Source organism: Rhodanobacter caeni (assembly GCF_039523575.1).
In the GTDB taxonomy this organism is placed as follows: Bacteria; Pseudomonadota; Gammaproteobacteria; order Xanthomonadales; family Rhodanobacteraceae; genus Rhodanobacter; species Rhodanobacter caeni.
Genome location: NZ_BAAAFO010000003.1, coordinates 561,774 through 587,899, shown reverse-complemented (window position 1 = coordinate 587,899; position 26,126 = coordinate 561,774). Strand labels below are relative to the sequence as shown.

The 26,126-nt window shown below is 67.9% G+C and carries 28 protein-coding genes; 25 read left to right on the top strand and 3 right to left on the bottom strand.

Features of this window, described 5'->3' with window-relative positions:
• Window positions 1-29: 29 nt before the first annotated feature.
• Window positions 30-173, bottom strand: coding sequence for a hypothetical protein (locus ABD017_RS11295; RefSeq protein WP_343882850.1), 144 nt, complete (start codon window positions 171-173; stop codon window positions 30-32).
• On the opposite strand from ABD017_RS11295, the gene ABD017_RS11290 reads away from it, so the two are divergent.
• The 19 genes from ABD017_RS11290 to ABD017_RS11200 all read left to right on the top strand — a co-directional run bounded on the left by ABD017_RS11290 (window position 172) and on the right by ABD017_RS11200 (window position 17,182).
• Window positions 172-663, top strand: a complete 492-nt coding sequence (locus tag ABD017_RS11290; protein ID WP_343882849.1) for a flagellar basal body-associated FliL family protein — start codon at window positions 172-174, stop codon at window positions 661-663. The two genes, ABD017_RS11295 and ABD017_RS11290, sit on opposite strands and share 2 nt — an antisense overlap.
• A gap of 13 nt (window positions 664-676) precedes the next feature.
• Window positions 677-1,693, top strand: a complete 1,017-nt coding sequence (gene fliM, locus ABD017_RS11285; RefSeq protein ID WP_343882848.1) for a flagellar motor switch protein FliM — start codon at window positions 677-679, stop codon at window positions 1,691-1,693.
• Window positions 1,690-2,037: a flagellar motor switch protein FliN gene (fliN, locus tag ABD017_RS11280; protein ID WP_343882847.1), complete on the top strand. Its 348-nt coding sequence runs from the start codon at window positions 1,690-1,692 to the stop codon at window positions 2,035-2,037. The genes fliM and fliN overlap by 4 nt, the downstream gene beginning before the upstream one ends.
• Complete coding sequence (locus ABD017_RS11275; protein WP_343882846.1) at window positions 2,034-2,417, top strand: FliO/MopB family protein; 384 nt, start codon at window positions 2,034-2,036, stop codon at window positions 2,415-2,417. Before fliN ends, ABD017_RS11275 begins: the two co-directional genes overlap by 4 nt.
• A complete protein-coding gene (gene fliP, locus ABD017_RS11270; RefSeq protein WP_343882845.1) occupies window positions 2,414-3,160 on the top strand; it encodes a flagellar type III secretion system pore protein FliP in 747 nt (248 codons plus the stop codon). Before ABD017_RS11275 ends, fliP begins: the two co-directional genes overlap by 4 nt.
• 730 nt (window positions 3,161-3,890) lie before the next feature.
• Window positions 3,891-4,160 (top strand): flagellar biosynthesis protein FliQ, encoded by a 270-nt coding sequence (gene fliQ, locus ABD017_RS11265; RefSeq protein ID WP_343882844.1) that lies wholly within the window; start codon window positions 3,891-3,893, stop codon window positions 4,158-4,160.
• Window positions 4,157-4,927, top strand: a complete 771-nt coding sequence (gene fliR / locus ABD017_RS11260; RefSeq protein ID WP_343882843.1) for a flagellar biosynthetic protein FliR — start codon at window positions 4,157-4,159, stop codon at window positions 4,925-4,927. The genes fliQ and fliR overlap by 4 nt, the downstream gene beginning before the upstream one ends.
• 4 nt (window positions 4,928-4,931) lie before the next feature.
• Window positions 4,932-6,071 (top strand): flagellar biosynthesis protein FlhB, encoded by a 1,140-nt coding sequence (gene flhB, locus ABD017_RS11255; RefSeq protein WP_343882842.1) that lies wholly within the window; start codon window positions 4,932-4,934, stop codon window positions 6,069-6,071.
• Window positions 6,072-6,083: 12 nt separating this feature from the next.
• Window positions 6,084-8,174, top strand: a complete 2,091-nt coding sequence (flhA, locus tag ABD017_RS11250) for a flagellar biosynthesis protein FlhA (protein WP_343882841.1) — start codon at window positions 6,084-6,086, stop codon at window positions 8,172-8,174.
• 153 nt (window positions 8,175-8,327) lie between these two features.
• Window positions 8,328-9,659, top strand: a complete 1,332-nt coding sequence (flhF, locus tag ABD017_RS11245; protein WP_343882840.1) for a flagellar biosynthesis GTPase FlhF — start codon at window positions 8,328-8,330, stop codon at window positions 9,657-9,659.
• Window positions 9,660-9,673: 14 nt separating this feature from the next.
• Window positions 9,674-10,600 (top strand): MinD/ParA family protein, encoded by a 927-nt coding sequence (locus ABD017_RS11240; protein ID WP_343882839.1) that lies wholly within the window; start codon window positions 9,674-9,676, stop codon window positions 10,598-10,600.
• Window position 10,601: 1 nt separating this feature from the next.
• Window positions 10,602-11,330, top strand: a complete 729-nt coding sequence (locus tag ABD017_RS11235; protein ID WP_343882838.1) for an RNA polymerase sigma factor FliA — start codon at window positions 10,602-10,604, stop codon at window positions 11,328-11,330.
• 91 nt (window positions 11,331-11,421) lie between these two features.
• A complete protein-coding gene (locus ABD017_RS11230) occupies window positions 11,422-11,829 on the top strand; it encodes a chemotaxis response regulator CheY (RefSeq protein ID WP_007080063.1) in 408 nt (135 codons plus the stop codon).
• A complete protein-coding gene (locus ABD017_RS11225; protein WP_343882837.1) occupies window positions 11,826-12,470 on the top strand; it encodes a protein phosphatase CheZ in 645 nt (214 codons plus the stop codon). Before ABD017_RS11230 ends, ABD017_RS11225 begins: the two co-directional genes overlap by 4 nt.
• Before the next feature lie 13 nt (window positions 12,471-12,483).
• The gene (locus ABD017_RS11220) at window positions 12,484-14,391 is read left to right on the top strand and encodes a chemotaxis protein CheA (protein WP_343882836.1); all 1,908 of its coding nucleotides are present in this window, start codon (window positions 12,484-12,486) and stop codon (window positions 14,389-14,391) included.
• A 6-nt stretch (window positions 14,392-14,397) separates the two neighbouring features.
• Window positions 14,398-15,138 (top strand): flagellar motor protein, encoded by a 741-nt coding sequence (locus tag ABD017_RS11215; RefSeq protein WP_343882835.1) that lies wholly within the window; start codon window positions 14,398-14,400, stop codon window positions 15,136-15,138.
• Window positions 15,135-16,298: a flagellar motor protein MotD gene (gene motD / locus ABD017_RS11210; protein WP_343882834.1), complete on the top strand. Its 1,164-nt coding sequence runs from the start codon at window positions 15,135-15,137 to the stop codon at window positions 16,296-16,298. The genes ABD017_RS11215 and motD overlap by 4 nt, the downstream gene beginning before the upstream one ends.
• A gap of 28 nt (window positions 16,299-16,326) precedes the next feature.
• Window positions 16,327-16,806: a chemotaxis protein CheW gene (locus ABD017_RS11205; RefSeq protein ID WP_343882833.1), complete on the top strand. Its 480-nt coding sequence runs from the start codon at window positions 16,327-16,329 to the stop codon at window positions 16,804-16,806.
• Entirely contained in the window at window positions 16,796-17,182 is a 387-nt protein-coding gene (locus ABD017_RS11200; RefSeq protein ID WP_343882832.1) for a DUF2802 domain-containing protein, read from the top strand. The genes ABD017_RS11205 and ABD017_RS11200 overlap by 11 nt, the downstream gene beginning before the upstream one ends.
• Window positions 17,183-17,421: 239 nt before the next feature.
• On the opposite strand, the gene ABD017_RS11195 is transcribed toward ABD017_RS11200, so the two are convergent.
• Complete coding sequence (locus ABD017_RS11195) at window positions 17,422-17,679, bottom strand: flagellar biosynthesis protein (protein ID WP_343882831.1); 258 nt, start codon at window positions 17,677-17,679, stop codon at window positions 17,422-17,424.
• A complete protein-coding gene (gene fliK, locus ABD017_RS11190; protein WP_343882830.1) occupies window positions 17,676-18,818 on the bottom strand; it encodes a flagellar hook-length control protein FliK in 1,143 nt (380 codons plus the stop codon). The genes ABD017_RS11195 and fliK overlap by 4 nt, the downstream gene beginning before the upstream one ends.
• Before the next feature lie 176 nt (window positions 18,819-18,994).
• Here fliK and ABD017_RS11185 point away from each other — a divergent pair, with 176 nt between their 5' ends.
• From ABD017_RS11185 to ABD017_RS11160, 6 genes are all read left to right on the top strand, one after another.
• Entirely contained in the window at window positions 18,995-19,396 is a 402-nt protein-coding gene (locus ABD017_RS11185) for an STAS domain-containing protein (protein WP_343882829.1), read from the top strand.
• A 14-nt stretch (window positions 19,397-19,410) separates the two neighbouring features.
• Window positions 19,411-19,773: a response regulator gene (locus ABD017_RS11180; protein WP_007080053.1), complete on the top strand. Its 363-nt coding sequence runs from the start codon at window positions 19,411-19,413 to the stop codon at window positions 19,771-19,773.
• Window positions 19,774-19,777: 4 nt separating this feature from the next.
• On the top strand, window positions 19,778-21,793 hold the full coding sequence (locus tag ABD017_RS11175) for a chemotaxis protein CheA (RefSeq protein ID WP_343882828.1): 2,016 nt from the start codon (window positions 19,778-19,780) through the stop codon (window positions 21,791-21,793).
• A 152-nt stretch (window positions 21,794-21,945) separates the two neighbouring features.
• A complete protein-coding gene (locus ABD017_RS11170) occupies window positions 21,946-23,655 on the top strand; it encodes a methyl-accepting chemotaxis protein (RefSeq protein WP_343882827.1) in 1,710 nt (569 codons plus the stop codon).
• A 206-nt stretch (window positions 23,656-23,861) separates the two neighbouring features.
• Window positions 23,862-24,368: a chemotaxis protein CheW gene (locus ABD017_RS11165; RefSeq protein ID WP_343882826.1), complete on the top strand. Its 507-nt coding sequence runs from the start codon at window positions 23,862-23,864 to the stop codon at window positions 24,366-24,368.
• Window positions 24,369-24,381: 13 nt separating this feature from the next.
• Window positions 24,382-26,121, top strand: coding sequence for a methyl-accepting chemotaxis protein (locus tag ABD017_RS11160; protein WP_343882825.1), 1,740 nt, complete (start codon window positions 24,382-24,384; stop codon window positions 26,119-26,121).
• Window positions 26,122-26,126: the final 5 nt, after the last annotated feature.

The window sequence follows — 26,126 nt, the reverse complement described above, 5'->3', positions numbered from 1 at the left end:
AAAGCGTCACGTCATCCTGACGTCAGGCGTCAAGAAAACGCCACCTCGCTCACCCGTCCTCGCCAGATCCCTGCTGCGATGCGCTTTTCGTCGATGGCACACGGTTTGCATTTGATGGGCATCGCCCGGTTGCACGGGCGTTTTCCCTGAAACTGCAGATCGAGGTTTTCCATGGCTGAAGCCGACGAAGAATTGGTTCAGGCGCCGCCCCCGCCCAAGAAGAAAAGCCGGCTCCCGATGATCATCGGCCTGGTGGTGGTGTTGCTGGCGTTGGGCGGCGGCGGTTTCGCGTACAAGACGATGCACGCCAAGGCCGCGGCCAAGAACGCCAAGCCGGCACCGAAGGCCGAGCTGTACCTGCCGCTGGATCCGCCCTTCGTGGTCAATTTTCGCGACGACGAATCGCTGCGCTACCTGCAGGTCGGCGTCACGCTGATGTCGCATGACGCCGATGCGCTGGCCGCGGCCAAGACCGCCGACCCGGTGATCCGCGATGCGCTGGTGTCGCTTTTCAGCAGCCAGGAATACTCGATCATCAGCAACACGGCCGGCCGCGACAAGTTGCAGGCGCAGGCGCTGGCGGCGGTGCGCAAGGTGGTGCAGGCGCGCCTGGGCCGACCCGGCATCGACGCGCTGTACTTCACCAGCTTCGTGATGCAGTAAGCGGGACACGGCGATGAGCGATCTGCTTTCCCAGGACGAAATCGACGCGCTGCTGGACGGCGTGGAAGGTGGCGACGTTGCCACCGGCACCGACGAGCCGTTGCCGCCAGGCACGGTGATTTCCTACGACTTCACCCAGCAGGACCGGCTGGTGCGCGGTCGGTTGCCCACGCTGGAAATGGTCAACGACCGCTTCGCGCGCTTCTTCCGCACCGCGATCTTCGGCGTGCTGCGCAAGACCTGCGAGGTGTCGGTGCTGGGCGTGAAGATGGTCAAGTTCACCGAGTACGTGCACGGCCTGGCCGTGCCCAGCAACCTGAACCTGGTGCGCATCAAGCCGTTGCGCGGCAGCGCGCTGGTGGTGTTCGAGCCGCGGCTGGTGTTCACCGTGATCGACAACTTCTTTGGCGGCGATGGCCGCTATCACGCGCGCATCGAAGGGCGCGATTTCACCGCCACCGAAAACCGCGTCATCCAGATCATGCTGACCGAACTGTTCGGCGCGATGACGGAGGCCTGGGCACCGGTGCTGGGGCTGGACTTCGAGTACCTCAACTCCGAGATCAACCCGCAGTTCGCCAACATCGTCAGCCCCACCGAGACCGTGGTGGTGTCGCGCTTCCACGTCGAGCTCGATGGCGGCGGCGGCGAGATCCACCTGACCTTGCCGTACGCGATGGTCGAGCCGATCCGCACCCTGCTGGACGCCGGCGTGCAGAGCGACCGGATGGACCGCGACGACCGCTGGGCCGAACTGCTGCACGAAGAAGTGCTCGATGCCGAGGTGGGGCTGAGCTCGCTGCTGCTCGAAACGCGCATCAGCATCGGCGAATTCCTGCACCTGCGCCCGGGCGACATCATCCCGATCCAGCTACCCGAGCTGACTACCGTCTATGCCGAGGACGTGCCGGTGTTTCGCGGCAGCTACGGCCAATCCAACGGCCGCAACGCGGTGCGTTTCCATACCCAGGCCGGCCGGCGCGAAAGGCGCATGTCGGCCGACCACCAGAAAGAGAAGAAACCAGCATGAACCAGTCACACGACAGCGCCGTTGCCGACGCGGGCGAACGCGTCGAATTCGACTCCCTGCAGAACCTGCCCGGCGGTCTGGGCGAGGTCAACCTGGACATGATCCTGGATGTGCCGGTGACCCTGGCGATGGAAGTGGGGCGTACCCGCATCAGCATCCGCAACCTGCTGCAGCTCAACCAGGGCTCGGTGGTGGAGCTCGACCGCGCCGCAGGCGAACCGCTGGATGTCTTCGTCAACGGCACCCTGGTGGCGCACGGGGAAGTGGTGGTGATCAACGAGAAGTTCGGCATCCGCCTGACCGACGTGATCAGCCCCGCCGAACGCGTACGCAAACTGCGATGAGCACGCTGACCCTCATGCTGGCGGCCGCCCCGGCCGCCGCCGAGTTCAACCCCGCCGGCGAACTGGTGCGGGTGATCCTGAGCCTGTTCGGCATCATCGCGCTGATCGTGGCGGCCGGCTGGCTCACCCGCCGGTTGCAGCGCCGGCCCGGCGTGGGCGGACGGCGCATCCGCTGCGTGGAAACCTTCGCCGTGGGGGCGCGCGAACGCCTGCTGCTGATCGATGCCGACGGCAAACGTTTGCTCGTCAGCATGGGCGCGGGCGGTACCCGCACGCTGCACGTCTACGACGGCGACGCCCCCGCGCCCAGCGAACCGGATTCGATCAAGCCGCTGCCCAGCGCAAGCGACCTGCTGGCGCGCTGGAAGCGCCGCTCATGAAGCGTAGCCGCTGGATCATCGCGGCACTGTTGATCGTGCTGCCGCTGGGGGCGTGGGCGGCGACGCCGGGCATCCCGGTGCTGAACGTGCAGACCGCGGCCGACGGCGCCAGGAACTGGACGCTGTCACTGCAGGTGCTGGCGCTGATGACGGCGCTGACCCTGCTGCCGGCGATCCTGCTGATGATGACGTCGTTCACCCGCATCATCATCGTGCTGGGTTTCCTGCGCCAGGCATTGGGCACGCAGTCCACGCCGCCCAACCAGGTGCTGCTGGGGCTGGCGCTGTTCCTTACCCTGTTCGTGATGTCGCCGGTGCTGACCAAGGCCTACGACACCGGCGTGAAGCCGTACATGGACGGCAACCTCAGCGCCGAGCTGGCGCTGCCGGCGGCCACCGCACCGTTCAAGCATTTCATGCTGGACCAGACCCGCGACGCGGACCTGCAGCTGTTCACCCGGCTGGCGAAGGAAAAGCCCTATGCGAGCAAGGCCGACGTGCCGTTCAAGGTGGCGATGCCGGCGTTTCTCACCAGCGAGTTGAAGACCGCGTTCCAGATGGGCTTCCTGCTGTTCGTGCCGTTCCTGATCATCGACCTGGTGGTGGCCAGCGTACTGATGTCGATGGGCATGATGATGGTCTCGCCCATGATCATCTCGCTGCCGTTCAAGATCATGCTGTTCGTGCTGGTCGATGGCTGGACGCTGCTGCTGGGCACCCTGGCCGGGAGCTTCTACACGTGACCACTCGGGCTACACCACCTGTAGGAGCGCACCCTGTGCGCGATGCTTTTGTTCTCTGTAGGAGCGACTTCAGTCGCGACGCTTTCTGGTTTGGTGTGGCCGCAGAGCAAGAGCTTTCGATCGCCGATGGCGCTCGAGTTACTTTCTCTTTGCGTGGCCAAAGAGAAAGTAACCAAAGAGAAAGGCCACCCCGCTTCCGCGCCTTGCGGGCATCGTGCCCGCAAGGTACGCGTGCGGGCTACGGGGTTTGTCGACAGTCCATCCATGGACTGACGCCAAACTGGCCGGCATCCCTGCCGGCCACCCTGCGGGCTTTCCTTCGCCCGCCCGCCGCTGCAGAGGGGGCCCGGGTAGAGCAGCGCGCCATCATGGCGCGCACTCGGTACGCCGCGGCTGCGCCGCGGCGAAAGCGTCGCGGCGTGTCCTGTTCGATGTATTCCCCTGCCTCCGATCGCCCTGAGCGTAGCCGTGCAGCGGCGAAGTCGAAGGGTGCGGCTGGCGGATGCCCTTCGACTTCGGCCTTCGGCCTACGCTCAGGGAGAACGGCTGAGGTTTGGCGGCTTTGCCCGAGCGCCGAAGGCGATCGAAAGCTCTTGCTCGTGCCTTTGCTCGCCCAACAAGAAGCGTCGCGACTGAAGTCGCTCCTACAGGTCATCGGTGCGACACAAGCAAAAGCATCGCGCACGGGGTGCGCTCCAACAGCTGTGCGCGCATACCAGGGGATCAACCCATGACGCCTGAATCCATCATGGAGTTTGGTCAGCATGCGCTGTATGTGGCGATGCTGGTGGCGGCGCCGTTGTTGCTGACCGCGTTGGCGGTGGGCCTGCTGATCGGCGTGATCCAGGCGGCCACGCAGATCAACGAGATGACCCTGAGCTTCATCCCCAAGCTGATCGCGATGGCGCTGGTGGCGTTGATCGCCGGGCCGTGGATGTTGCGGGTGCTGGTGCAGTTCACCAAACAGTTGATCGAAAGCCTGCCGAGTGCGATCAGATGACAGGGCTGGATCTGGCGCAGCTGCCGACCTGGCTGGGCAGCCTGTTCTGGGCGTTGGCGCGGGTCAGCGGGCTGTGCCTGGTGGCGCCGGTTTTCAGCGCCACGGTGATCTCGGCGCGGGTCCGCGTGGGCGTGGTGGTCGTCTTGACCTTGGTGCTGGCGCCGATGGCCTCGGCCACGATCGACCCGCTGAGCGCCGCCGGCGTGGCGGCGATGGCGGGGCAGTTGCTGATTGGCGCGGCGATCGGCTTCGTGTTGAAGCTGGTGTTCGAGGCGGTGTCGCTGGGCGGTGCCCTGATCGCGCAGAGCATGAGCCTGGGCTTTGCCGAAGTGGTGAACCCGCAGGCGGGCGGCAGTTCGCCCGTGTTGAGCCAGTTCTACCTGTTGCTGGTGACGCTGCTGTTCCTGGTGATGGACGGCCACCTGCGGTTGATTGCACTGCTGGCCGACAGTTTCCAGACCCTGCCGCCGGGGCTGCCGGCGATCGACGCCAACGGCCTGCACGCGGTGGCCAGTTTCGGTGCGGAGCTTTTTGCCGGCGCGGTGCGGGTGGCCTTGCCGGCGATGACCTCGTTGCTGGTGGTCAACATCGGCTTTGCGGCGATCAGCCGCGCGGCACCGTCGATGAACCTGTTTGCGGTGGGTTTCCCGATCACCGTGTCGCTGGGGTTCATCGCCCTGTGGTTGTCGCTGCGCAGCCTGCCCGGTGCGTTCGACGCCTTGCAGGGCGACGCCTGGTCGCTGATGCGCGACCTCACCGGGGGCTGACGCCGTGGCTGACGACAGCGACCAGGAAAAAACCGAACTACCTACCGAAAAACGCCTTCGCGAATCGCGCGAAAAGGGCGAGGTCCCGCGATCGCGCGACCTGTCGGGCGCGATGGTGGTGCTGGCCGGCGTGGCGGCGCTGATGAGCAGCGCGCCCAACGCCTACCTGCACGCGCAGCGCATTTTCTCGCTGGGCCTCAACTATCCGCGCGATGCGCTTTTCTCCGACGCCTTGCCCGGCCGCGCGCTGGTGGCGGCGATGCACGAGGCGCTGGCGCTGTTCTGGCCGGTGGCGGTGGCGACGATGCTGGCCACGCTGGCGGCGCCGCTGTTGCTGGGCGGGCTCAATTTCAGCGGCAAGGCGCTGGAGCCGAAGTTCGACCGGCTGGACCCGATTAAGGGCCTGGGCCGGATCTTCGCCATGCGCGGCCTGGTGGAGCTGGGCAAGGCGTTGCTGAAGCTGCTTTTCATCGGCGCGGTGCTGGCCTTGCTGCTGCGGCACTGGCAGGCCGAGCTGCAGGCGACCGGACGCGGTTCGGTGATCGAGGGGATCGCCCAGTCGCTCGGCCTGCTGGGGCGCGCGGCGCTGTGGTTCGGTTCCATCCTGGCGCTGATCGGCGGCATCGACGCGCTCTACCAGAAGTACGACCACAGCAAGAACCTGCGCATGACCCGGCAGGAAATCAAGGACGAGATGAAGGAGAGCGAGGGCAACCCGGAGATGAAGGGGCGCATCCGCCAGGTGCAGCACGCGCAGGCGCGCCGCCGCATGATGGAGGACCTGCCCCGCGCCGACGTGGTGGTGGTCAACCCCACCCACTTCGCGGTGGCGCTGCGCTACGACGACGGGCACATGGGCGCGCCGCGGGTGATCGCCAAGGGCATGGACGTGCTGGCCCAGCAGATCCGCCTGGTGGCGGGTTCCCATCACATCCCGATGGTGGAGGCGCCGCCGTTGGCACGCGCCTTGTATGCAACGACGGAAATAGGACGGGAAATACCTGCCGCCCTGTACGTGGCGGTGGCGCAGATCCTGGCCTATGTCTACCAGCTGAAACAAGCAACGGCGCAGGGCGAGACACCGCCCGCGGCACCGGTCCCCGACGTCGATCCTGAACTGATGGGGCCTTATCGCGACACATGACGAGTCAAATCCATGACGGGTGCAGACGTACTAGGCAACTTCAAACACCTCGCCCGACGGGGAATTGGCGCACCGGTGATGATGCTGGTGATGCTGGCAATGATGATGTTGCCGCTGCCGCCGTTCCTGCTCGACATGTTGTTCAGCTTCAACATCGCGCTGTCGCTGGTGATCCTGCTGGCGGTGGTCTACGTGATGCGGCCGCTGGAGTTCGCGGCGTTTCCCACCGTGGTGCTGATGGCGACCCTGTTGCGCCTGGCACTGAACATCGCCTCCACCCGCGTGGTGCTGCTGCACGGCCATGACGGCCCCGGCGCCGCCGGCAAGGTGATCGAGGCATTCGGCGAGTTCGTCATCGGCGGCAACTTCGCCGTCGGCCTGGTGGTGTTCGCCATCATCACCATCATCAACTTCGTGGTGGTCACCAAGGGCGCCACCCGCGTGTCCGAGGTGACCGCGCGGTTCACCCTGGATGCGATGCCCGGCAAGCAGATGGCGATCGACGCCGACTTGAACGCCGGCCTGCTGACCCAGGAGCAGGCACGCGACCGCCGCCAGGAAGTGCGCGAGGAGGCGGACTTCTACGGCTCGATGGACGGTGCCTCGAAATTCGTCCGCGGCGACGCCACCGCCGGCATCCTGATCCTGATCATCAATATCGTCGGCGGCTTCTTCGTCGGCGTGATGCAGCACGGCCTGTCGGCCAGCGAAGCGGCCCGCACCTATACCTTGTTGACCATCGGCGACGGCCTGGTGGCGCAGGTGCCGGCGCTGATGCTGTCGGTGGCCGCGGCGATCATCGTCACCCGCGTGTCGAAAGCGCAGGACATGGGCAAGCAGGTGTTTGGCCAGGTATTCGGCCAGCCGCGCGCGCTGGCCGTGGCGGCGGTGGTGCTGCTGGTGATGGGCGTGATCCCCGGCATGCCGAACATGGCCTTCCTGCTGCTGGGCGCCACCTGCGCCGGCGCGGCGTGGATGCTGCTCAAGCGCGAGCGCGACACGCGCGCCAGGCTGGCCGAGGCCGTGGCCGAGGCGCCGGTGGCGGCCACGCCGCCCGAGCGGATGGAGCTGGGCTGGGAGGACGTCGCCAGCGTCGATCCGCTGGGCCTGGAAGTGGGCTACCGGCTGATTCCGCTGGTCGATACGCACCAGGGCGGCGAGCTGATGGGACGGATCAAGTCGGTGCGCCGCAAGCTGTCGCAGGAGCTGGGCTTCCTGGTGCCGGCGGTGCACATCCGCGACAACCTGGACTTGGGCCCCAACACCTACCGCATCACGCTGATGGGCGTGCCGATGGGCGAGGCCGAGGTGCACAGCGATCGGCTGATGGCGATCAACCCCGGCCAGGTGCACGGCACGCTGCAGGGCATCGCCACGCAGGACCCGGCGTTCGGGCTGGATGCGGTGTGGATCGACAGCGGCCAGCGCGACCTGGCGCAGAGCTACGGCTACACCGTGGTCGATCCGGCCACCGTGATCGCCACCCATCTGTCGCACATCCTGCAGAACCACGCGCACGAGCTGCTCAGCCACCAGGACGTGCAGCAACTGCTGGACCGCCTGGCCGCCACCGCGCCGAAACTGGTCGAGGACCTGGTGCCCAAGCGGCTGACCCTGGGCGCCGTGGTGAAGGTGCTGCAGAACCTGCTGGCCGAGCGCGTGCCGATCCGCAACATGCGCAGCATCGTCGAATCCTTGGCGGAACATGCCGCGCATAGTCAGGATCCCGGCGTTCTCACCGCCGCCGTGCGCGTGGCGCTGGGTCGCCAGATTGTGCAGGAGATCACAGGTTTGGGCACCGAAGTGCCGGTGATCACCCTGGCGCCGGAGCTCGAGCAGATCCTGATGAACTCGCTCACCGGCAGCGGCGTGGCCGGCGCCGCGGTGGAACCGGGCCTGGCCGACCGCCTGCAGCAGAGCGTGGCCGACGCCGCGCGGCGCCAGGAAGTCACCGGCGAACCGGCCGTCCTGCTGGTCGCGCCGCAGTTGCGGCCATGGCTCGCCCGCTTTACCCGGCATGTGGCACAAAACCTGCACGTACTTGCCTACAACGAAGTGCCCGACAACCGCCGCGTGCGGCTGGTGCAGGCACTGGGTCAATAAGAAGAGGGAGCAGGGCATCGTGAATCGAGCATCGTCGGCAAGAGACAAGACAACGGGACAGGCAGGGCATCGCCCGCTTTCCCCCGGTCGCAACGCTCTTGCTCCAACCCATTCTCCATTCCCCATTCCTGATTCCCGCGCGCGGAGCAACCCATGAAGATCAAGCGTTTCGTTGCCAGGGACATGCGCCAGGCCATGCGCGAAGTGCGCGAGGAGCAGGGCCCGGATGCGGTGATCCTCTCCACCCGGCGACTGGCCGAGGGCATCGAAGTCATCGCGGCCATCGACTATGACGAGGCCCTGATCCGCGAGGCGGCACGGCACGGCGCGCCGTCGGCGGAAGCGCCCGAGGCCGCGCCCGCGGTCGCTGTCGACGAGCCGCAGATCGCCGCGCCGACGCCGGCTGCGCCGCCGAAGCGTCCGCTGCATGCGATCGCCGCCGCGCCCGCCGGCCACCTTCCTCCCATGCCGCCGCCGTCCCGCATGGAGCCGCCGGTGGCGATGCCGCCGCTGGTGGCAGTGCCTTCGCCGGCTGCCACGAACCCGATGATCGATCGCACGGCGCAGGACACCGCGCGCCTGCGCGCCGAGCTGGGCAGCATGCGCGAAATGCTGGAGATGCAGCTTTCCAGCCTGGCCTGGAACGACATGGATCGGCGCCAGCCGCAGCGGGCGCGGGTGCTGCGCGAACTGACCCGGCTCGGTATCGAGGCCGACGTGGCGCGCGCGCTGGTCGGCGAACTGCCCGACCAGCTGAGCGCCGAGCAGGCGCGCTACCTGCCGCTGGGCATGCTCAGCCGCAGCCTGGTGATCAGCGGCCGCGGCTTGTCCGACGTGGCCGGCGTGACCGCCCTGGTCGGCCCCACCGGCGTGGGCAAGACCACCACCATCGCCAAGCTGGCCGCGCGCGCCGTGCTGCGCCACGGCGCCGACCAGGTGGCGCTGATCAGCACCGACCATTACCGCATCGGCGCCGCCGCCCAGCTGGAGCATTACGGCCGCCTGCTCGGCGTGCGGGTGTATCCCGCGCACGACGTGGCCAGCCTGCGCAAGGTGCTCGGCCTGCTGCAGGGTCGCCAGACCGTGCTGGTGGACACCGCCGGCGTGGCCGCAAGCGATCCGCGCATGGCGCAGCAGATGGACGTGCTGGCCGCCGCCGGCGGGTTGCGCGCCTGCCTGGTGCTGGCCGCCAACGCGCAGTCCGATGCGCTGGAACAATCCATCCGTGCCTACGAGCCGCTGCAACCGCAGGCATGCATTCTCACCAAGCTGGACGAGGCGCCCAGCCTTGGCGGTGCGCTGTCCGTGCTGATCCGCCACCGCTTGCCGCTCGACTACACCACCGACGGCCAGCGCGTGCCGGAGGACATCGCCGAGGCCAACGCACGGACACTCGTGTGTCGCGCCGCGCAATCGTTGAAAACCACTGCGCCGGATGAGAGTCTGATGGCAGAACGGTTTGGCCTCGCGGTGGCCAGCGCATGATTGGAGTACTCGCAATGGACCAGGCCTCCGGTCTGAAGAACCTGTTTTCCGCGATGGCAGGTGAACCCCACGGCGGCGCGGCCACGGGCCAGGCCGATGGCCTGCTCGACATGCCGGGCAGGCCACGTCGCCGCTGCCGCGCCATCGCCATCGCCGGTGGCAAGGGCGGCGTGGGCAAGAGCACCGTATCGGTGAACCTGGGCATGTCGCTGTCGATGGCCGGCCACGACGTGATGCTGCTGGATGCCGACATGGGCCTGGCCAATGTCGACGTGCTGCTGGGTCTCACGCCGGCGCGCCACATCGGGCACCTGCTCGACGGTGAATGCGGCCTGGAGGACCTCATCCTGGAAGCGCCGCGCGGCCTGCGCGTGATCCCCGCCGGCTCCGGCGCGCGCCGCCTGGCGCAGCTGGACAACGGCGAGCATGCCGCGGTCATCCGCGCGTTCGACGAATTGCCGCAGCCGCCGCAATACCTGCTGGTGGATACCGCCGCTGGTTTGTCCGACAGCGTGTCGATGTTCGCCGCCGCCACCGACGACGTGATGCTGGTGGTGTGCGACGAGCCCGCGTCGCTCACCGACGCCTACGCCATGATCAAGGTGCTCAGCCGCGATTTCGGCGTGCGCCGCTTCCGCATGGTGGCCAACATGGTTCGCAACGAGGGCGAGGCGCGCCAGCTGCACCAGAAGCTGTCGCGGGTGAGCGACCGGTTCCTGGACGTGGTGATCGATTTCACCGGGTGGGTGCCGCATGACGAGCGTCTGCGACAGGCCATCCGCCGCCAGTGCGCGGTGGTGGACCTGTGGCCGTCGAGCCGTTCGGCGATGGCATTCAAGCAATTGGCGGGTGCGGTCGATACATGGGCAGAACCCGAACGCGCGGGCCATGGCCGCATCGCCTTCTTTGGCGGACAGCCTGTGTCGTCGACGGGGTGGTGAGATGAACGTGGCATCGGAGTATCTGCAACATTCCCGCGAAAGCGCCGACGAACTGGTGCGTCGGCATGCGCCGCTGGTACGGCGCATCGCCTATCACCTGATGGGACGGTTGCCGACCAGCGTCGACGTGGGCGATTTGATACAGGCAGGAATGATCGGTTTGCTGGAGGCATCGCGCAATTACGCCCTCGACCGGGGCGCCAGTTTCGAGACGTATGCGGGCATCCGCATCCGTGGCGCCATGCTGGACGAACTGCGGCGCACCGACTGGACCCCACGCTCGGTGCATCGCAAGACCCGCGAAGTGGCCGAGGTGGTGCGCCAGATCGAAGCGGAGACCGGCACCGAGGCGGAGGACGCCGAAGTGATGAAGCGCCTGGGCATCGGCGCCGAGGAATACCACCAGGTGCTGGCCGATGCGGCGTGCGCCCGGCTGCTCAGCCTCACCGCGCCGGACGATGGCGAGGAAAGCGCCGCGCTCGACGTGGCCGACGAATCAAGCCTGGGCCCGGCCGACAGCATCGAGCACCAGGGCATGCGCGATGCGCTGGTGGACGCGATCACCGGCCTGCCCGAACGCGAACAACTGGTGATGTCGCTGTATTACGAGCAGGAATTGAACCTCAAGGAAATCGGCGCCGTGCTCGGCGTGAGCGAATCGCGCGTCTGCCAGATCCATGGCCAGGCGGTGATCCGGTTGCGCGCACGGCTGGGCGACTGGCGCGACTGAAACGCGATCCAGCGGACACGACTGAACAAGCGGCACCGGCGAACCAGGGGTCCGGTACCTCCGCCCGAAAAGCACTAACGGAGAATGCGGTTTGGACAAGAACATGAAAATCCTGGTGGTGGACGACTTCTCCACCATGCGGCGCATCGTCCGCAACCTGCTGGTCGAACTGGGTTTCAGCAACCCGCTGATCCAGGAGGCCGATGATGGCGAGAACGCGCTGGTGATGCTGCGCAACCAGCCGTTCGACCTGGTCGTGACCGACTGGAACATGCCCAACATGACGGGCATCGACCTGTTGCGCGCGATCCGCGCCGAGCCCGCCCTGAAGGGGCTGCCGGTGCTGATGGTCACCGCCGAAAACAATCGCGACCAGATCATCGCCGCCGCCCAGGCGGGCGTGAACGGCTACATCGTCAAGCCGTTCACGGCGGTCACCCTCAAGGAAAAACTCGGCAAGATCTTCGAACGGATCGCTGCCGCCGGAGCCAATGCATGAACGCCATCCTGCCGACGTTGAACGCGGAAAACCTGCCACCCGAACTGCGCGACCTGCTCAACAGCCCCGATGGGCCCGCTTTCGAACAGGCGCTGGACGTGATGGTGCGCGATCGCGAGAAGCGGCTGTTCCGCGCGCTGGGCCAGCTGGCGCGCGACCTGCACGGCGCGATGAGTCGGCTCGGTGGCGAACTGGCCAACGAAGGCCTCCCCGGCAGCGTGGCCGACGCGCGCAAGCACCTCAACGACGTGCTGGAGATGAGCGCGCAGGCCGCGCACCGCAGTATCGATTTTGCCGAGCGCATGCGTCCGGCGGCCGAGTCGCTGGCCCACAACGCCGGCGAAGTGCTGGCGTTCACCGACTCCAAGAGCGACCCGGCCGCGGTGCTGGCCCACCAGGCCAGCGATTTCGCGATCAGCTGCAGGGATGGCCTGGCCGACATGGTGATGGCGCAGTCATGGCAGGACCTGTCCGGCCAGCGCATCAAGAAGGTGGTCAACTTCATCGAGAGCGTTGAATCGTCCCTGCTCGAGCTGGTGCGCCTCACCGGTGCGCTGGCGGGCAGCGAGGCGCCGGCCAGCGTGGCCAAGGTATCCAGCCAGGAAGATGCCGATCGCCTGCTCAGCGAATTCGGGTTTTGAAGGCGCGCCTGCCGTGACCGCAGAGTTCGACAACGAGCTGCGCCAGGATTTCCTGGTCGAGGCCGGCGAGCTGGTGCAGGCCCTGGGCGAGCAATTGATCGGACTGGAAGCCAACCCGCACGACAGCGAGCTGCTGAACGCGGTGTTCCGCGCCTTCCACACGGTCAAGGGCGGCGCCGGGTTCCTGGCGATCGAGCCGATGGTGCAGTTGTGCCATCACGCCGAGGATCTGCTCAACGGCGCCCGCAACGGCGCCGTGGTGCTCGATGCGCCGTTGATGGACGCGCTGCTCGAGGCGCTGGACCTGCTCAACGACATGATGGCCGCGCTGGGCGCCGACGCGCCGCTGGCGATGCCGCCGCCGTCGTTGCTGCAACGATTGAACCGCGGCGCCGCCACGCCGGCGCCCGCACCCGCGCCCGCGCCCGTCGCGCCACCGGTGCAGGCCAGCGGTGGCGGCGACGCCATCGACGACAGCGAGTTCGAGGCGCTGCTGGACAAGATGTACGGCACCCACGCGCCCGGCACGGTCGAGCCGGCGCCGGTCGCGATCGCGCCCGCCGCGTCCGCTTCCGGTGGCGCCATCGACGATGACGAGTTCGAGGCGCTGCTGGATGCCCTGCACGGTCCGGGCGGCCAGCCCGGCGCCGTGCCGCCGCCCGTCGCCGCCGCACCGGTCGCATCGGCGCCCGTGGCCGCACCGCCCCCCGCTCCGGCACCGGCCTCCGCACGCCATGCCGCGGCGGCGGAAACCACCGTGCGTGTCGATACCGCGCGGCTGGATGCGCTGGTCAATCGCGCCGGCGAGCTGATCCTGGTGCGCAACCGCCTGCTCAGCCTGGCCGCCAGCAGCGCCGACGAGGCGCTGGTGGTCGCTGCCAACGAACTCGACCGCGTCGCGGACGAACTGCAGGCCGCCGTGCTCGGCATGCGCATGCAGCCGGTGGGGCGATTGTTCCAGCGTTTTCCGCGCATCGTGCGCGACCTGGCCCGCCAGCTCGGCAAGAACGTGGAGCTGGTGCTGGAAGGCGAGGGCACCGACCTCGATCGCAGCCTGGTGGAATCGCTGGCCGATCCGCTCATCCACCTGTTGCGCAACGCGCTCGACCATGGCGTCGAGACGCCCGACGAGCGCAAGCGCACGGGCAAGCCCGACAAGGCGCGCGTGTGCCTGTCCGCCAGCCAGCGCGGCGAGCACATCGTGATCTCCGTCAGCGACGACGGCCGCGGCATGGATGCGAACGTGCTGCGCCGCAAGGCGGTCGAGAAAGGCGTCATCAGTGCCGACGAAGCCGCGCGGCTTTCCGACGCGGAGTCCTACGAGCTGGTGTTCCGCCCCGGCTTCAGCACCGCCGCCGTGGTATCCGACATCTCCGGCCGCGGCGTGGGCATGGACGTGGTCAAGACCCGCGTGGCGGAGTTGGGCGGCAGCCTGAAGGTTCGCTCGCGCCTGGGCCATGGCAGCGAACTGGAATTGAGCGTGCCGCTGACGCTGGCGATCCTGCGCGTGCTGATGGTGCGCGTGGGCGAGCGCCTGCTGGCGCTGCCGATGGGCAACGTCGAGGAAGTCTTCGAATTGAGCGCCGGGCAGGACCGCATGCTCGACGGCCGCATGGTGGCCAACCATCGCGGCCGCGCGCTGCCGCTGGCCGACCTGGCCGGCTGGACCGGCTCGGCCACCGCGGCTGGCCGCCACGTGGTGGTGCTGCACATCGGGCACCTGCGGCTGGGTTGCCTGGTGCATGCGGTGCTGGGCCGCGAGGACGTCATGGTCAAGCCGCTGGGCCCGTTGTTCGAGGACGTGCCGGGCGTGGCCGGTGCCACCGTGACCGGCGACGGCCGGCTGGCGCTGGTGCTGGACCTGGCCGGGCTCGCCGACGAGCGTGGGCAACTTCTCCCTTCCTTGCGCGCGGTGGGTTGATACGCCATGGATATGGTCAGCCTGATAGGCACAATTCTCGGTTTCGTCGTCATCATCCTGGGCACCATCCTGAAAGGTTCCACGGTGGCGGCGTTGTGGAATCCGGCCGCGTTCGTGATCGTGATTTTCGGCACGCTCGCCGCCTTGCTGGTGCAGAACCAGGGCAAGGTGCTCAAGCACGCGCTGAAGATGATGTCGATGGTGTACAAGCCGCCTCGGCACCAGCCCGGCGACCTGATCAGCCGCATCGTCGGCTGGAGCGAAATCTCGCGCCGGCAGGGCCTGCTGGGGCTGGAGCCGCAAATCGAGGCCGAGTCCGACAGCTTCATCAGCAAGGGTCTGCAACTGCTCGTCGATGGCGGTGAGCCGGAGGCGATCCGCAGCGTGCTCGAGGTCGACCTGGAGACGCGCGAGGCCGTCGACCTGGCCGGCGCCAAGGTGTACGAGAATGCCGGCATCTATTCGCCCACGCTGGGCATCATCGGCGCGGTGATGGGCCTGATGGCGGTGATGCAGAACCTGGCCGACCCCAGCAAGCTGGGTCACGGCATTGCCGCGGCGTTCGTGGCCACCATCTACGGCGTGGCGCTGGCCAACATGTTCATGCTGCCGATGTCGGCGCGGCTGAAGAGCCTGATCAGCAAGCAGTCGAAGATGCGCGAAATCCTCATAGAAGGGTTGGTGTCGATCGCCCAGGGCGACAACCCGCGGCAGATCGAGGCGCGGCTGCAGGGTTACCTGACATGAGGAAGAAACACCACGAGGAGCACCTGAACCACGAGGCGTGGGCGATCCCCTATGCCGACCTGATGACGCTGCTGCTGGCGTTCTTCGTGGTGATGTATGCCGTCTCGGTGGTCAACGAGGGCAAGTACCGGGTGATGTCCGAGTCGATCGTGGAGGCGTTCAACGGCTCCAGCCACGTGATCGCGCCGATGCCTCCGACCAAGGTGCGCCCGCACAACATCCAGCCGGCCATTGCCGCGCCCGCGGGCCAGCCCGGCTCGTCGATCGTGCCCATCGCGGTACCCATTCCGCCGCATCCGGTGCCCAAGCATGGCGAGGGCCGCGGCGCGCATGCCGGCTTCAAGCACGCCACGCCGCAGGAAAACCTCAAGGAAATCGCCGACCAGGTGCAGAAGGCGCTGAAACCGCTGATCGACAAGCAGGAGGTGGTGGTGCGCCGCACGCCGGACTGGCTGGAGATCGAGATCCGCACCGACATCCTGTTCCCCAGCGGCGTGGCCGATCTGGCGCCGCCGGCCAGTGCGGTGCTGCGCAGCCTGTCGACGATTCTTGCGCCATTCGCCAACCCGCTGCGGGTGGAAGGCTATACCGACGACGTACCCATCAAGACCACGCTCTATCCCTCCAACTGGGAGCTGTCGGCGGCGCGCGCCGCCACCGTGGCACGCCTGTTTTCCGAGCATGGTGTCGACCCGGCGCGGCTGGGCATCATCGGCTGGGGCGAGGTGCGCCCGCTGGCCGACAACGCCACGGCCGAAGGGCGCAACCTCAATCGCCGGGTGCTGGTGGTGGTGCTGAGCGATCGCACCGCGCCGAGCCGCTTCTACAGCGACCCGCATCCGCTGGACGCCGGCCCCCTGGTCACCATGGACGAGGCCGCGATACCGCGCGCCCTGCCCACCGCACGGGTGACCGCGGCGGACGGGACGGCGCCTGCCGATGGCGAAATTCCCGCGGCGCGGGTCGCCGGCCCTACACTGCGCCAGGCGGCGGATTCGGCCGTGGCCGCCGGGCCTTCCGCCGCTGGTGCGACGGCGCCTGCAGGACCGGCTGCGAGGGAGGCGACGATGCCCGCCGCCGGTGTGCTGGTGCCCACGGCCAACGCCGCACCGATGGGTGGGGCACCGCGGCGCAATCCACCGGCCGCGCCTCTTCAATAATGGCGTCCCGCAACGCTGGAGTACACGCATGAATGCCGTTGCCACCACGTCCGAATCGAATGCCGGGCATTGGCTGTCGTTCCAGATCGGCAGCCAGCTGTATGCCGCCCCGCTGGTCGACGTGAGCGAAGTGATACGCGCGGGCGAATTGACCCCCGTGCCGGGTGCCGCCGCCGACCTGCTGGGCATCCGCCACCTGCGCGGGCGCATCGTGCCGGTACTGGACGGCCGCCTGCGCCTGGGCCTTCCCGACACGCCCGCCGCCGATCCGGCGCGGGTGCGCGTGGTGATGCTGTCGCACGGCAGCCACCAGGTTGGCTTGCGGGTGGATGAGGTGGGCGAATTGCTGAACACCGAAGGCGCCGAGATCGCGCCACCGCCCCCGGATCGGGCCAGTCGTTGCGACGACCCGGTCAGCGGCGTGCTCACCTGGCAGGGCGGGTTCGTGGCCCTGCTCGACGTGCGCCGCCTGTGCCGGCTCAGCGGGGAGAGCGGCGATGCTGCTTGAGATCGCCATCGTCGCCTTGCTGCTGCTGGCGCTGATCCAGTGCGCCCTGCTGGTGCTGGCCTGGCGCCACGTGCGCCAACTGCGGCAACGCCAGGAACTCCTGCGCCAGGACGTCGGCGCGCTGTCGCAACAGCTGGCGCATGTCAGCCACACCGACGTACCCACGTCGATGCTGGTCACCGCGCTGGGCCGGATGGAGCGGCGCATGGGCCTGCTTGAACAGAAGCAGCCGGTGGTGCCGCAAAGCAGCGGTTCCTACGAACTGGCCCAGCAATTGGCCCGCCAGGGCGCCGACGTCGACGAGCTGGTGGCCCGCTGCGGCGTCACCCACGCCGAAGCCCTGCTCATCCGCCAGATGCACACCGCCAACCCCTAGGAGCGTGGGCGGCAGAAACGCAAGGGGCTGCGGCTTCGCGCTTTTTGGCCAGGTTTTCCGCTCCTTCTCGTCAGATAGCTACGGCCATCTTCCTCAAACGATCGAAAAACCTGACACAAAACCGCTTTGCCTCGCTCCCCTGGTTTCTACCGCCCACGCTCCCAGGAGCGCACCTGAGTGCGCGAGCCGTTGCTTTTCTTTGCTCTTGCTCTTGCGAATCCCGAATCCCGAATCCCGGCCTATTCCTCGGCCGCATCGTAGACCGCGGCCAGCACCGAAGCCGCCGACGCGTACAACAAGGCAGGCACGTCGTCGCGCATGCGCAGGGCGGCCAGCAGGGCGGCGATCTGCGGATCGTGGTGGACGGGCAGGCCGAGCGTGCGGGCGCGCGCCAGCAGGGTTTCCAGCGACTCCGGCGGCATCGCCTTGGTTTCGCTTGCGCCATTGCCCAACCGCAGGCTGACCTTGCGCTGGGGTGGCGGCAGGGGCGTGTTCATGCGGTGGCCTGCAGCAACAGGGCGCTGTGGCGTCCGGGCGGTTGCGGCATGCCCACCTGGCAGCTGAGCTGATCGAGCAACACGCCGCAGGCGGCCAGCCGCTGCTTCAGCGGGGTGAATTGCCGCTCCAGCTTCTGGGCGGTTTCCGCGTGCTCGGCCCACAGCCGTACCGACAGGCGCGGTTCGCGCAATTGCAGCTCACCCTGCACGGGCCCCAGCGCCGGCAGATCCAGCGCGAAACCCAGCGTCCAGCCCGCACTGCCTTCGGCCGTGTCGTTGACGAATTCCAGCTGCACCTGCAGCACGTCGCGGCCATCCTTGCCTTCCAGCGGAATCTCGATCATCCAGGCGCTCGCCGCGCTGGCGCCCAGCTGCGCCACTTCCACCCGGGCCAGCGCCGCCTTGACGTCGCCGTGCAGCCGGTCGATCAGCGAATCGACGTTGTTGTCGGCCGCCAGCACCGGCAACGGCAGCCTGGGTTGTGCCTGTACGCCACGCTGCAGCAAGGGCGGCGCGGTGTCGCTGCGGTTGGGCGAGGGCGGCGCCGGCGCACGCTGGTCGAGCAGGTTGGCCAGCCGCAACAGGGCGCCCTTCCAGTCGTCCTGGGCCAGCGCCGGGAGGTTGCCCTGCGGGTGCGCCAGCCGTGATTCGAAGAACAGGCCGCTCTGGCTGATCGCCTCGCGCAGGCCCTCGCCGCGGGTGACGTCGGCCGGCGTGCGTACCGATTGTTCGAGCATGGCCAGCGCCGTGCGCAATGCCGGCGGCAGCTGGCGCACGACGGGCCGCTGCGCCAGCGCGCCCAGCGTAGCCAGCAGCGGCGCGTAGCCGTTCTGCTGCGGCAGTCGCTCGCGCAGTGCCCGCTGGACGGTGGGATCGGCGCTGGGATGGGACGAGAGCACTTCCAGCTGCGGCTGCGGCCCCAGGCTCAAAACCCGCACCTGGAATTGCGGCGGCAACTGGCCGCTGGGTACATCCGCCTGCACGGTCGTGGCACCGACCTGCATCACCAGCAGCCCCTGCGGGTCCACGCCCAGCGGCCGCGCCGACAACACCGTGCCAATGCGCCAGCTTGGCGCGGTGGTACCGGCGGCGGCGCCGGCCCATGTGAGCGCGGCAAGGCTGGTGGGCTGGATGATCAAGAGATGTCCTGGGCGGTGGCGGACGGCGCTGGGATGGGGTCGTCTCGGAGAGGATCGGCCACGCCCGCGGAAACTTGAGGGCGGTTTTTATTGTGACGAACCTCACCCATTGGCACTCAAGCGATCGCCGCCGCCGCCGATAAGGCAACCATCTGCAGAGGAAGGGACGGTTCGACATGGCCGGCAAACGCACAAAGCGCAAAGAACACGGCGGCGCCAGGGACCACGGGGCCGCTCCCGAGGCCGCCACCGCCGGTGCCGCGGTCGAGGCGCCGCAAGCCACCGTGGCCGACGGCCCGATGACGGTGGCGCTGCCGGCGGATTTCCGCATCGCGGCCCAGGCCGCGTTCAAGCAGCAACTGCTCGGCGCGCTGGACCATGACACCATCGTGCTGGACGGCGGCGCGGTGGAGCGTGTCGACACGGCTGCGCTGCAGCTGCTGGTGGTGTTCCAGCGCGAGCTCGACGCGCGTCAACGCGCACCCACCTGGCAATCGGCCAGCCCCGTCCTGACTGAAGCGGCCGACGTGCTCGGCCTGACCCAGCTTTTGAAAATGCCGGCTCCCGAGCTGGCCTGAACCGAGGTAGCAGCATGGCAAAGATTCTCGCGGTAGACGATTCGGCTTCGATGCGTGGCATGGTGGCTTTCACCCTGCGTGGCGCCGGCCATGAAGTGGCCGAGGCCGAAAACGGCCAGCTGGCGCTGGACGTGGCGCGCGGCTCCAGTTTCGACCTGGTGCTGGCCGACGTGAACATGCCGGTGATGGACGGTATCGCGATGGTGCGCGAGCTGCGCGCGATGGATGCCTACAAGGGCGTGCCGATCCTGATGCTCACCACCGAGTCGCACACCGAGAAGAAGATGGAAGGCAAGGCGGCCGGCGCCACCGGCTGGCTGGTCAAGCCGTTCGACCCGGAGCAGTTGCTGGCCACCGTCAAGCGCGTGCTGGGCTGAAGCGATGAGTTCGGTCGACCTGACACAGTTCCACAAGACGTTTTTCGAGGAAAGTCTCGAAGGACTCGACGCGATGGAAGCGGCGTTGCTGGCGCTGGATTCGGGCTCGACCGATGGCGAGCTGGTGCACACCATCTTTCGCGCCGCCCATTCCATCAAAGGCGGCGCCGCCACGTTCGGCTTCACCGACGTGGCCGCCTTCACCCACGTCGCCGAATCGCTGTTGGAAGAAGTGCGCAGCGAACGCCGCGCCGTCGATCCCGAACTGATCGACCTGCTATTGCGGTCGGTCGATTGCCTGCGCGGCATGCTCGGCCGCTCGCGCAGCGGCCAGCCCGTGGCCGATGCCGAGAGCGAAGCGCTGCGCGGCGAGCTGGTGCGCCTGGTCAGCGGCGACGCGGCGGTGGCGGTGGCTGCCGCGGCCGCGCCCAAGGCGGTGGTGGCCGGCTGGGAAATCGATTTCTCCGCGCTGCCGCACCTGCTGCAGACGGGCAACGAGCCGCTGCGCCTGTTCCGTGAGCTGCAACAGCTGGGCCGGCTGGAAGTGGTGCGTGCCTTTCTGGTCGACGGCGCACCGGCGCAGCTGACGGAGTTCGACCCCACGACCTGCTATCTCGGCTGGCACCTGCGCCTGCATGGTGACGTGGCCCGCGCCGACGTGGATGCGGTGTTCGACTGGCTGGACGGCGACTGCGTGCTGGCCATCAAGCCGCTCGATGCCGAGCCGGTGGTGGCCAGCGAGCCGGCGCCCGTTGCGCCGGTGGCTGCGGCTCCGGCGCCGGCGGCGGCGTCCAAGGGCGTGGTTCGCGAGGCGGCATCGGCGTCCGGCGAAGGCAGCTCGATCCGCGTCGGCATCGACAAGGTGGATGCGCTGATCAACATGATGGGCGAGCTGGTGATCACCCAGTCCATGCTCAGCGACATCGGCGAAAAGTTCGACATGTCGCAGCTGGAGCGCCTGCGCGAAGGTCTGGTGCAGCTGGAGCGCAACACGCGCGAGCTGCAGGAAAGCGTGATGCGCATCCGCATGCTGTCGATCGCGTCGGTGTTCAACCGCTTCCCGCGGCTGGTGCGCGACCTGGAGCGCAAGCTGGGCAAGCAGGTGAAGCTGGAGCTGCACGGCGAGCACACCGAACTGGACAAGACGGTGCTGGAGAAGATCGGCGATCCGCTGGTGCACCTGGTGCGCAACGCGATCGACCACGGCCTGGAATCGCCCGAGAAGCGCCGTGCCGCGGGCAAGTCCGAAACCGGCACCCTGAAACTCAATGCCTACCACGAAGGCGGCAACATCGTGGTGCAGATCAGCGACGACGGTGCCGGCCTCAACCGCGCCGCCATCGTGGCCAAGGCCGAGCAGCGCGGGCTGGTCAGCGCAGGGCAGGAACTGAGCGATGAAGAGGTGGCCGAGCTGATCTTCCAGCCCGGCTTCTCCACCGCGGCGCAGGCCACCGACCTTTCCGGCCGCGGCGTGGGCATGGACGTGGTCCGCCGCAACGTGCGCGACCTGGGCGGCAGCGTGGGCGTGCGCAGCGTCGCCGGCCAGGGCAGCACCTTCACCATCGCCCTGCCGCTGACGCTGGCGATCATCGACGGCCTGGTCACGGCGGTGGGCGAGGAGCGCTACATCGTGCCGCTGATCTCCATCGTCGAATCGCTGCGGCTGAAGGCCGACAAGGTGCGCAAGATCGCCGGCGGCGGCGAGGTGTTCCTGTTCCGCGACGAATACCTGCCGATGATGCGGCTGTACAAGACCTTCGGCTGCGCCGAGGCGGTGAGCGACATCGAGCGCGGCATCGTGGTGGTGGTGGAGGAGGAGGGACGCCGCGTGGGCCTGCTGGTGGACGACCTGCTCGGCCAGCAACAGGCGGTGGTGAAGTCGCTGGAGGCGCATTACCAGCGCGTGCAGGGCATCTCCGGCGCCACCATCCTCAGCGACGGTTCGGTGGCACTGATCGTGGACGTGAGCGGGGTCGTGCGGCTCGGCCAGAGCCAGGGCGCGCGCCGGAAAGCGGCCTGACGTTCGGCCGGTGGTGGTGGACGGGGCTACCCGCCACGCCGCCGGTTACTTCCGGATACCCGGCGCCTCGGCGCCGATACCGTCCAGCCGGCCGTGGTGCGGCCAACTGGCACTTTGATCTTCAGCCATCTGGTATGCCCGAGGCTCGTGTGATGTCGTTCCTGAAACGTTGGTCGTTCAATCGCCTGAGCCTGAATGCGCGGGTGGCCCTGGTGGTGGTCGTGGTGGTTGCGGGGTTGGTCGGCCTGACGGTGATGAACGCGTTCGAGAGCCGCACGCGGCAGATGGAAGGGCTCGAGCGCACGCTGCGCAGCGAGATCGAATCGGCCATATCGGTGTCCGCGGCCTACGACAAGCGGGCGGCCAGCGGCGAGTTCAGCGCCGCCGAAGCCAGGCGCCTGGCCCTGCGGCAGATCGAGGACATGAAGTGGGACGAAGGCACCGGCTACATCTTCGCCTTCGATACCGGCCTGACCATGCGCATGCATCCGCTGAAGAAGGCGCTGATCGGCCACAACATCGCCGATGAGACCGATGCCAGGGGCAAGCCGCACTATCGCCTGATGGCCGACGGCAACCAGAAGAGCGGGCACACCTTGATCCGCTACACGCAGATCATGCCCGACGGCAGCGGCAAGGACAAAATCACCTATTCGGCGCTGTTCAAGCCCTGGGGCCTCAACTTCTGCGCCGGCGCCTATTTCGACGACATCGACGCGCAGTTCCGGCATTCGCTGGAAGCGAACCTGGCCAAGGCCGCCGCGGTGGGCCTGCTGGTGATCCTGATGGTGTGGCTGTCGATGCGCAGCATCCGACGCAGCATCGGTGGCGAGCCGGATTTCGCGGTGAAGATGGCTGCGCGCATCGCCGATGGCGACCTGGGCCTGGACGGAGCGGAGAAGACCTTCGCCAGCGGCAGCCTGCTCGATGCGCTGGCGCGGATGCGGCTGCGGCTGACGGCCATCGTGGGCGAAGTGCAGCACGGCTCGCAGGCGGTCAGCACGGCCGCCCACCAGATCGCCAAGGGCAACGACGACCTCAGCCAGCGCACGCAGGAGCAGGCCTCCAGCCTGGAGGAAACCGCCGCCTCGATGGAGGAAATGACCTCCACCGTGAAGCAGAACGCCGAGAACGCCAACTACGCCAACCAGCTGGCCAGTGGCGCGCGCGAGCAGGCCGAGCGCGGCGGCGAGGTGGCCGCGCGGGCGGTCGAGGCGATGGGCGAGATCAACGCCTCCAGCCGCAAGATCGCCGACATCGTGGGGCTGATCGACGAGATCGCCTTCCAGACCAACCTGCTGTCGCTCAACGCGGCGGTGGAAGCGGCGCGTGCCGGCGAGCAGGGCCGCGGCTTCGCCGTGGTGGCCAGCGAGGTGCGCAGCCTGTCGCAGCGCAGCGCCGCGGCGGCGAAGGAGATCAAGGGCCTGATCGCCGAAAGCGTGCGCCGGGTGGAGGCGGGCAGCGTGCTGGTGGACGAATCCGGCGCCGCGTTGGCCGGCATCGTGGACAGCGTGAAGAAGGTCACCGACATCGTGGCCGAGATCGCCGCGGCCAGCCAGGAGCAATCCAGCGGCATCGACCAGGTCAACCACGCGGTGATGCAGATGGACGAAGTCACCCAGCAGAACGCGGCACTGGTGGAGGAAGCCTCCGCCGCCGCCCGCGCGATGCAGGAGCAGGCCAACGAGCTGCGCCAGCAGATGACGTTTTTCCGGCTTGACAGGAAGCTCGACGCCGCGCCTGCCGCGCCGGCGCCCGCCGCCAGGTCTGCCGTGCCGGCACCATCGCGCCGCGCCGCGGCGCCCGCCGCGCCGACGCGCTCCGCGGCGACCTCCGCCGTCGGTGCCTGGACCGAGTTCTAGCGTCCGGCGCCGGGCACCGGCTCCTTCCACGCCTGCCCATCTCGGGCAGGGCGCGCCAGCGCCGAGATGACGCAGGCCGCGGCGGCGGATTGCCGTTTCGCGCGGCCACGCCGGGGCATTCCGGCAACGCTCAAGTTTCCCCGCCAGGGGCCGACAAAGTCAGGGCAGCAGGACGTCTGCAGGCGTCCGTCAACGGGTAGCAGGTCATGCAAGAAAACAATCAGGACGCGGCAACGATGTTGCAGCAACTCACTTTCACCCTCGCCGGCGAGGAATACGGCGTGGACATCCTGGCCGTGCGCGAGATCCGCGGCTGGTCGCGGGTGACGCGCATTCCGCAGACCCCGGAGCATCTGCTGGGGGTGCTGAACCTGCGCGGCGCGATCGTGCCGATCATGGATCTTCGCCTGCGTTTCGGCCTGGAGCGTGAAAGCTACGGCGACAGCACGGTGGTGATCATCGTGGCGGTGGACGAGCGGCTGTTCGGCATCGTGGTCGACGCCGTGTCCGACGTGGTGGAGATCGACCCGGCCGCGATCAAGCCCGTGCCGGACATGGGCGCGGTGGTCGACACCCGTTACCTGAAAGGCCTGGCCACCCATGTGGAACGCATGGTGATGCTGCTGGATGTGGAAAAGCTGATGCGTCCTGAAGACGTTGAAACCCTGGATGCCGCCATGCCGGACGTCCGGGATGTCGAAGTTGCTGCCTGAATCGGGAATAGAAATGAAACTAAAGACATTCATGGCGCGCTTTACCAAGATGCCAACGCTGAGCGTCAAGGCCCGCCTCATCGGCGTGCTCGGCCTGCTCGGTGCCATGCTGATTGGCGGCGCGATCATCGGCCTCGGCGCGATGCAGATGCAGAACAACGGCACGCGCGAGATCTACGACGGCCAGATGGTGCCGGCCAACCTGGTGGCCACCATCACGCAGCGCTCGCTGATGTCGTACATCGCGCTGGGCGAGGCGGCGTCGCTGATGAGCCAGCCCGACCAGATGAAACAGAAGATCGACGACTTCAACAAGGCGCAGGCTGACATCGCCGCGCTGAAGAAGAAGTTCGCCGCACTGCCCAAGACGCCGGAGATCGAAAAGCTCTACAAGGACTGGACGTCGACCGATGCCGACCTGGAGTCGAACAGCAAGGATCTGCTCGACGCCCTGGCCGACAAGGACGAAGCCTCGCCCGACCTGCTCAACATGCAGGTGCGTCCGCTGATGCTGATGCGCCAAGCCACGCTGGCCAAGATCATGCAGGCGCAGCAAGCCGCCGCGTTGAACATTTTCGACAAGCAGGTGCAGCGCTATCAGCAGGTGCGCACCTTGACGCTGGCTGCACTGACCGGCGGCCTGCTGCTGGCGCTGGTCATCGCAGTGCTGCTGATCCGCTCGATCACCGGCACGCTGAGCCGGGCCGTGGAAGTGGCGCACGCCATCGCCGAGGGCAACCTCGGTCACGAGATCAAGGCCGGCCGCGACGACGAGCTGGGCAAGCTGCTCAACGCGTTCCGCACCATGGACAACCGCCTCAGCGCGATCGTGGGTGAAGTGCGCCAGGGCTCGGAGGCGGTCAACACCGCAGCGCAGGAAATCGCCCGCGGCAACGACGACCTCAGCCAGCGCACGCAGCAGCAGGCGTCGAGCCTGGAGGAAACCGCCTCGTCGATGGAGGAAATGACCTCCACCGTGAAGCAGAACGCCGAGAACGCCAGCCACGCCAACCAGCTGGCCCGCGGCGCCCGCGAGCAGGCCGAGCGCGGTGGCGAGGTGGCTGGGCGCGCCATCGCCGCAATGGAAGAGATCAACGCCTCCAGCGGCAAGATCGCCGACATCGTGGGCCTGATCCAGGAGATCGCGTTCCAGACCAACCTGCTGGCGCTGAACGCCGCGGTGGAAGCGGCGCGTGCCGGCGAGCAGGGCCGCGGCTTCGCAGTGGTCGCCACCGAGGTACGCAGCCTGGCGCAGCGCAGCGCCGGCGCGGCCAAGGAGATCAAGGGCCTGATCGCCGACAGCGCCGAGAAGGTGCGCAGCGGTTCGGAGCTGGTCAACCAGTCCGGCAAGGCCCTGTCCGAGATCGTGGACAGCGTGAAGAAGGTCACCGACATCGTGGCCGAGATCGCCGCGGCCAGCCAGGAGCAGTCGGCCGGCATCGACCAGGTCAACAACGCCGTGATGCAGATGGACGAGATGACCCAGCAGAACGCCGCGCTGGTCGAGGAGGCTTCCGCCGCCGCCCGCGCGATGCAGGAGCAGGCCGGCGAGCTGAGCCGCCAGGTCGGTTTCTTCCGCTTGAGCGACGACGGGGCCGCGGCGGCTGCGGTGACCGCGCAGGCACGCACGCAGAAAGTGGCGGTGGCCACCGAGGCGGTGTTCGCCGCCGTGCGCAACGCGCCGCCGTCGCCGGAGGCGTCGCGGGCCACCGCCGATGCCGGCAATACGAACGGTGTGTGGAAGGAGTTCTGAGTGAG

What these genes read in the sequence shown, in the direction of transcription:
- ABD017_RS11165 (WP_343882826.1), top strand. Translation starts at nt 23,862, where the DNA reads ATGCAAGAAAACAATCAGGACGCGGCAACGATGTTGCAGCAACTCACT.
- ABD017_RS11200 (WP_343882832.1), top strand. Translation starts at nt 16,796, where the DNA reads ATGCTGCTTGAGATCGCCATCGTCGCCTTGCTGCTGCTGGCGCTGATC.
- motD (WP_343882834.1), top strand. Translation starts at nt 15,135, where the DNA reads ATGAGGAAGAAACACCACGAGGAGCACCTGAACCACGAGGCGTGGGCG.
- ABD017_RS11185 (WP_343882829.1), top strand. Translation starts at nt 18,995, where the DNA reads ATGGCCGGCAAACGCACAAAGCGCAAAGAACACGGCGGCGCCAGGGAC.
- ABD017_RS11175 (WP_343882828.1), top strand. Translation starts at nt 19,778, where the DNA reads ATGAGTTCGGTCGACCTGACACAGTTCCACAAGACGTTTTTCGAGGAA.
- ABD017_RS11160 (WP_343882825.1), top strand. Translation starts at nt 24,382, where the DNA reads ATGAAACTAAAGACATTCATGGCGCGCTTTACCAAGATGCCAACGCTG.
- ABD017_RS11170 (WP_343882827.1), top strand. Translation starts at nt 21,946, where the DNA reads ATGTCGTTCCTGAAACGTTGGTCGTTCAATCGCCTGAGCCTGAATGCG.
- ABD017_RS11295 (WP_343882850.1), bottom strand. Translation starts at nt 173, where the DNA reads ATGGAAAACCTCGATCTGCAGTTTCAGGGAAAACGCCCGTGCAACCGG.
- ABD017_RS11235 (WP_343882838.1), top strand. Translation starts at nt 10,602, where the DNA reads ATGAACGTGGCATCGGAGTATCTGCAACATTCCCGCGAAAGCGCCGAC.
- flhA (WP_343882841.1), top strand. Translation starts at nt 6,084, where the DNA reads ATGACGGGTGCAGACGTACTAGGCAACTTCAAACACCTCGCCCGACGG.
- ABD017_RS11290 (WP_343882849.1), top strand. Translation starts at nt 172, where the DNA reads ATGGCTGAAGCCGACGAAGAATTGGTTCAGGCGCCGCCCCCGCCCAAG.
- ABD017_RS11180 (WP_007080053.1), top strand. Translation starts at nt 19,411, where the DNA reads ATGGCAAAGATTCTCGCGGTAGACGATTCGGCTTCGATGCGTGGCATG.
- ABD017_RS11225 (WP_343882837.1), top strand. Translation starts at nt 11,826, where the DNA reads ATGAACGCCATCCTGCCGACGTTGAACGCGGAAAACCTGCCACCCGAA.
- flhF (WP_343882840.1), top strand. Translation starts at nt 8,328, where the DNA reads ATGAAGATCAAGCGTTTCGTTGCCAGGGACATGCGCCAGGCCATGCGC.
- fliM (WP_343882848.1), top strand. Translation starts at nt 677, where the DNA reads ATGAGCGATCTGCTTTCCCAGGACGAAATCGACGCGCTGCTGGACGGC.
- fliN (WP_343882847.1), top strand. Translation starts at nt 1,690, where the DNA reads ATGAACCAGTCACACGACAGCGCCGTTGCCGACGCGGGCGAACGCGTC.
- ABD017_RS11205 (WP_343882833.1), top strand. Translation starts at nt 16,327, where the DNA reads ATGAATGCCGTTGCCACCACGTCCGAATCGAATGCCGGGCATTGGCTG.
- fliR (WP_343882843.1), top strand. Translation starts at nt 4,157, where the DNA reads ATGACAGGGCTGGATCTGGCGCAGCTGCCGACCTGGCTGGGCAGCCTG.
- ABD017_RS11215 (WP_343882835.1), top strand. Translation starts at nt 14,398, where the DNA reads ATGGATATGGTCAGCCTGATAGGCACAATTCTCGGTTTCGTCGTCATC.
- ABD017_RS11275 (WP_343882846.1), top strand. Translation starts at nt 2,034, where the DNA reads ATGAGCACGCTGACCCTCATGCTGGCGGCCGCCCCGGCCGCCGCCGAG.
- ABD017_RS11240 (WP_343882839.1), top strand. Translation starts at nt 9,674, where the DNA reads ATGGACCAGGCCTCCGGTCTGAAGAACCTGTTTTCCGCGATGGCAGGT.
- ABD017_RS11195 (WP_343882831.1), bottom strand. Translation starts at nt 17,679, where the DNA reads ATGAACACGCCCCTGCCGCCACCCCAGCGCAAGGTCAGCCTGCGGTTG.
- fliP (WP_343882845.1), top strand. Translation starts at nt 2,414, where the DNA reads ATGAAGCGTAGCCGCTGGATCATCGCGGCACTGTTGATCGTGCTGCCG.
- fliQ (WP_343882844.1), top strand. Translation starts at nt 3,891, where the DNA reads ATGACGCCTGAATCCATCATGGAGTTTGGTCAGCATGCGCTGTATGTG.